At 36.2% G+C, this 5,144-nt stretch carries 5 protein-coding genes; all 5 read right to left on the bottom strand.

Features of this window, described 5'->3' with window-relative positions:
- Positions 1 to 810: 810 nt before the first annotated feature.
- Entirely contained in the window at positions 811 to 948 is a 138-nt protein-coding gene (locus B371_RS23705; RefSeq protein WP_192811886.1) for a hypothetical protein, read from the bottom strand.
- Between the two features lie 382 nt (positions 949 to 1,330).
- Positions 1,331 to 2,326, bottom strand: a complete 996-nt coding sequence (locus tag B371_RS0101625; protein ID WP_019412579.1) for a metal ABC transporter solute-binding protein, Zn/Mn family — start codon at positions 2,324 to 2,326, stop codon at positions 1,331 to 1,333.
- Between the two features lie 434 nt (positions 2,327 to 2,760).
- Positions 2,761 to 3,495, bottom strand: coding sequence for a hypothetical protein (locus tag B371_RS0101620; protein ID WP_019412578.1), 735 nt, complete (start codon positions 3,493 to 3,495; stop codon positions 2,761 to 2,763).
- Complete coding sequence (locus B371_RS0101615) at positions 3,485 to 4,048, bottom strand: sigma-70 family RNA polymerase sigma factor (protein ID WP_237721489.1); 564 nt, start codon at positions 4,046 to 4,048, stop codon at positions 3,485 to 3,487. The genes B371_RS0101620 and B371_RS0101615 overlap by 11 nt, the downstream gene beginning before the upstream one ends.
- 167 nt (positions 4,049 to 4,215) lie before the next feature.
- Entirely contained in the window at positions 4,216 to 4,839 is a 624-nt protein-coding gene (locus B371_RS0101610; protein WP_019412576.1) for a kinase, read from the bottom strand.
- Positions 4,840 to 5,144: the final 305 nt, after the last annotated feature.

The raw sequence follows: 5,144 nt of genomic DNA, 5'->3' as shown, positions 1-5,144 counted from the left end.
GGACAGGTGAGACCCCGCAGTCGAGCGGTAATGGAACAAAGGCTATGGACGCCACATCGTGTGGCAACGCCTTCGTGACCAACATCCTGTTGGCCCGAGGAGGCTCGCCGCCCGCCCCGTGGAAAGCGTCCGCCTGGAGCGCAAATCAGCGGTATCATACTAGAACCTACTCCTTAAAATACCAGGAATACTGGATTCATGGCTCACTAAATTTATATACTTTCTTATCTTGAAATAAAATCACAGGAAAAACGTCAGCGAAGGTAAATGTGCAGTTTTGGCCGTCCTAAGATTAGTTACACAGGTGTTTAAACTAGCATATTGAAACTGACATCCTGAATAATGCAGATTTTGCGCTTACATCATGTGGAGAACTGCTCACTTTAGTTTATCGTTTACAATACAGCACTACCTGTTCTAAAAGATATCATTCCGGTTCAATAGTATGTAACAAAACTCTGACCATTATTCTATGTTCCGTTCGATAACCGTGAACATTTCTTCTTGCGTTACAATCAATTTATTATAAATATGGAAAAGAGGATTCATGGCTGTTAATTGGATATGCTAGTGTGTCAAAAAAAACAGGTTTACAAAACAGATGTGCAAACAGATGCGATTACTTAATATGGAGCCATTCCGCATTCTTTACATCTGTTTTTCGCCCAGGAACATTTTTTACATGTTTGGCATTGGCAAGTACTAGGTGAACATCACTTTCAAGGATGTTCCATACCGGTTGCTAATATATTCCAGCACTTTCCATTACAACATCTGTTACTTCATGAGAGTTCAACCAATCTTGTAATTTCAATAATCCAAATGTGGTCGTGGAAAAAGATTCAATCGTTTTTTTGGCTTTTTTTCCAACGGACCAAATAAAATACAGGCTACCACCGTTTCTTGATGTACATCCAACCCAGCACACTTTTCAATCATCGCTTCCATAGGACAACCACCTCACTAATAATTTGACAATACAAATGACAGTAGTTAAGTTGCAAATTTTTGTATACGTGCTCTCAGCACAGTAAATGGTACTTCTTTACTGTCACAACCAATTTCTTATGCAGGGTATACTAATTCCAGTATCCACCATAGTATGTCCAGTCTGGTCGTATTGTTATTATATGTATTACCAAAAACCAATAAATCCTAACTTCTTTTTTTGATTGAGGATCACTTTTCATGGTAGATGGTGGCTTATTATATTTGAACAAAACTATCAACGGAAGGGTTGATGGATTCCAAGTTAAGACCCACAATAAATCTACAACAGCCTATCTGAATTCAGATAGGCTGTTGTACTTTCATTTTATGGATGTCATGTCTAGTCTTGGTTGAGACCTTGTTTAAGAGATTCAATATTCTTTCTCATGATGGATAAATAATCTTCATTCGAATCCAAATCCTTTTTCGACATCGATTCCAGATTCTGCAATGTCAAAGTCTCTGCATCTGTTTCATTTGACACGGCCTTTGCCACTTTATTTGTCAAGTTAGGCTCAAAATAGATGTATTGCAGATTGTTTTCTTTAACTAAATTAATGATTTCTATTAATTCTTTTTGTGACGGTTCATCAGTTGGAGAAAGCCCACTGATACCAATTTGCTTGAGTCCATACACATCTTCCCAATATCCATAAGCTGAATGGGAGACAATGAACGTCTTCGTCGCGGAACTGTTCACCATGTTCTTGAATTCAGTATTCATTTCCTGCAAATCATTTTTTAATGAATTGAAGTTCTTTTCGAATTCCTCTTTATTGTCAGGGTCCAGTTCTACCAGTGCATTTTTGATGTTTTCAGCCACAGTAACTGAACGAATAGGATCCAACCAAACATGGGGATCTACATTCATCTCGCTTCCATTTTCATCATGGCCTTCTTCGCTTTCTTCCTTATTGTTTTCTTCGTCACTATGTTCATCAAGACTTTCTTCTTCGTCTTTTGCACTGATAAGATCAATGCCCTTAGTTGCATTTACAATTTTGATATCTTCATTCTTAATCGCATCATTTACAGCATCAACAAAACCCTCCAGTCCTGTTCCTGAATGGATGAATGCGTCACTCTCCGCTAATTTCACCATCTCTTTTGTAGTCATTTCAGTAGAGTGTGCATCGGAACCAGGAGGAACGATGTTTTTAGTAGAAATTTTGTCTCCGCCTATTCTTTCAGTGAAATACTGAAAAGGATAAATGGTTGTGTATATTTTGAGCTTACTTTCCCTTTCAGCTTCATTTGTGGATGATCCTTCCTGACCACAAGCTCCCAAGAATAACAGTAATATACCAGAAATTAAAATAAGTACTTTTCTCTTCATTTATCTATTCTCCTCATTTATTTAATACAACACTGCTTGACTATAACAGTAATCATTACGTTTTACAACACAGCACTTGGAAGTCAGACAGTTATTATTAAAAAATAACCTACTCTTAGCATTAACATTCCGCAAATCGAATGAACGAAGCTGTATCTATTTGTCATTGGATAAGAGAGGAAATTACTATATGAAAATAAAATCCTATTTTGAAAGTCCACAAGCACATTGCTTTAATCAGCAAGATGTATAAAAACAATGCAAGTTAAATTTGTATGAGAATACGTATTCAAGTGTTTTTCTCTTTTATTTTACTCGTTCAAAACACGGTAATACTTTTGATAAGTCAAATAGTTGCATTTAATATTTTGGTTTAGGGTGTCTAATATCCCTTTATTTGATAAAGAATGTATTTGTTAAAAAAACAAAGTATCTTATTGAATCGGCATGAATGCTACTTGCCAGATTCCATCTACATTTTGGATCATTTGAAAACCTGATTTCGTTTCTGCATCTTCACTTGTTTTAAATTCAATATATCCTTCGTATTCGCTTGTTTTTATAAATGTGCCATTTTCAAACCCTTCAAATAGGGCGAGAATTTGTTCTTTGCTACCTCTATCAGATTCAGGGATAATTTCATCTTCTTCTTTGGTCCAGAGGATGCGTTCCTCTCGATCGGTATAGAGAGCGTATAATACTTCAGTATCCTGATTATAACTGGAGTAAATATGCAATTTAGCAACGCTAATCGGTTCTAAATCTGCTAGATGCGCCAAATCTAAATCTTTCTTGAAATTATCGTATGCCTGTTCTTCAATAGAAGTTAAGTCAAACAAAGTATCTTTGATCTCCTCTTCTGGAAGAGATGGTTTTGTTGCTTTGCCATTTAAGTCAGGTATCGGTGACGGTTCGATATTTGAGTTCGGTACTTGCGAAGGATCCGCGTACTCTGTGGAATCGTTTAGTTCTCCTATTATCAAATAAGTTCCTGAGACTACGAAAATGATAGCTAGAGTTGCACTTAATATCCGGGGGAACCACTCATTTTTTCTCTTCTTACGTTTAATATTTTTCAAGACTTCCTGTTTATGTTGAGATGTAAACTTTTCTCCTTTGAATACACTTTTGTCCATGGCCATACGAAGATTTGTCAGCTTATCCTTCATCAGAATCACCTCTCTCTAAAATATTTCCTAACATCTCTCTGCCTCTACTCAAACGGGTTTTAATGGTATTTTGATTGATTTTCAATAAAACACTCATTTCCTGAACAGATAAATCTTCATAATAAAACAGGTGTATGACTTCTCTGTACTTTACTGGCAAGGCAAGGACACTTTGGGCAAGCTCCTCGTATGAATTCTTTTGAAGTGATTCCATCTCTGGAGAATCTCCTTTTGAACTGAGAAACTGGAAAAAGCTGTTTTTCACAACCACTCTATTGATCCATGAACTTTTCAGTACATCCTTGCAACGATTAATCGTAACCCGATAAATCCATGCTTTGAATGACTTAATATCAAGGTATGTATCATATTGTTTGTAACAGATGAGAAATACATCCTGGACGACTTCTTGCGCTCTTCCCCAATCGTGTAAATAGCTGTAGGATAACTTGGTTAATCTGTCCCCGTATTGGTCCATAATTTCCTCTAACCACTGTTCTTCATTTAATCCAGAAAAGGATTCATTTTCAATATCTATCCACACTTTCTTCACCCACTTTCTTTCTCATTTCCTAAACTCAATAATTGAGTACCCCTAAGACGAGGTTGAAACAAGTTCGGTTTCACTATTTGTGAATGTTTTTATGTATTTGGTTTCATTATTTTTTCATAAAAGAAAGTGCTTGCTGTTTAATACTTAATCACCAAACCCTTTATAAATTAGTTCACTATAATCAAATCCGCATGGTCAATTGGTTTTTCTACTTCTAAATAGTGGTCTTCACCTGGCCAATAACGTCTTTGATACTTTTTTAACCTCTCTTGATACTCGCCGATATATGTATTGCGGTTCAGTACTCTTTCATACCTCAAGTCGCGAGGTAAATCTATATAGATAATGAAATCGTAATAACCTCTCCACTCTTTTCTTTGCAAAAATATACCTTCGATAAGCACGATGCTATCTGAAGGTATGGCAACTTGTTTATTTGAAGTGGAATCAGCAGAATTAACATAAAAAGGTAAATCAATGTTGTTACAGCCTTTACTCAGAGCTTCAAATAAGTTGGTCGCTAACATATTAACATCCCATTGAAGGTAGTAATATTCATAACATTCTTCTTTCCCAGTTTGATAACGTTTGTTTCGTTCAACTATATGATTATCGATATGGAAAGTAACTACCTTACAGTCGTTCTTATTTAATTCCTCTTCAATTTCCTTAGCTAATGTTGTCTTTCCTGCCCCACTTAGGCCATCTAATGCAACGATAAAAGGCAGTTCTTTGGATGGATGTGTTGAAAATTGGTATAATATTTTATCTACAATTTCTTTTGTGGACATATAATCACCATACCTTTTTTAATTCAATATACCATTTTTTGTTTCCTATAATTGAGATGTAGAGCAAAATATTTTAAGCTTTATCAAGGATGTCAGTTACTTAGAACCCTAAACGACTTAAATTTTAATACTTTTTAGGAATCGATTTTGGATAAGAAAAACCGGGCAAGTACGCCTGGTCCTTTAAGAAAGCACAAACCCTACTGCACTATAACCTGTAGAATAAGACAGCCTTCTATTTAAATCTAGTGATTTCCGTTACAGGCGGACGCTTTCCGTGGGCGGTCCGTGAGCCTCCTCGTCGC

The organism is Paenisporosarcina sp. TG20, assembly GCF_000286315.1.
Taxonomy (GTDB): Bacteria; Bacillota; Bacilli; order Bacillales_A; family Planococcaceae; genus Paenisporosarcina.
This window is presented reverse-complemented; position numbering and strand designations above follow the sequence as displayed.

Bases quoted from the DNA above. Each gene is read 5' to 3' on its own strand.
- B371_RS23705 (WP_192811886.1), bottom strand. From the start codon at position 948: ATGGAAGCGATGATTGAAAAGTGTGCTGGGTTGGATGTACATCAAGAA.
- B371_RS0101625 (WP_019412579.1), bottom strand. From the start codon at position 2,326: ATGAAGAGAAAAGTACTTATTTTAATTTCTGGTATATTACTGTTATTC.
- B371_RS0101620 (WP_019412578.1), bottom strand. From the start codon at position 3,495: ATGAAGGATAAGCTGACAAATCTTCGTATGGCCATGGACAAAAGTGTA.
- B371_RS0101610 (WP_019412576.1), bottom strand. From the start codon at position 4,839: ATGTCCACAAAAGAAATTGTAGATAAAATATTATACCAATTTTCAACA.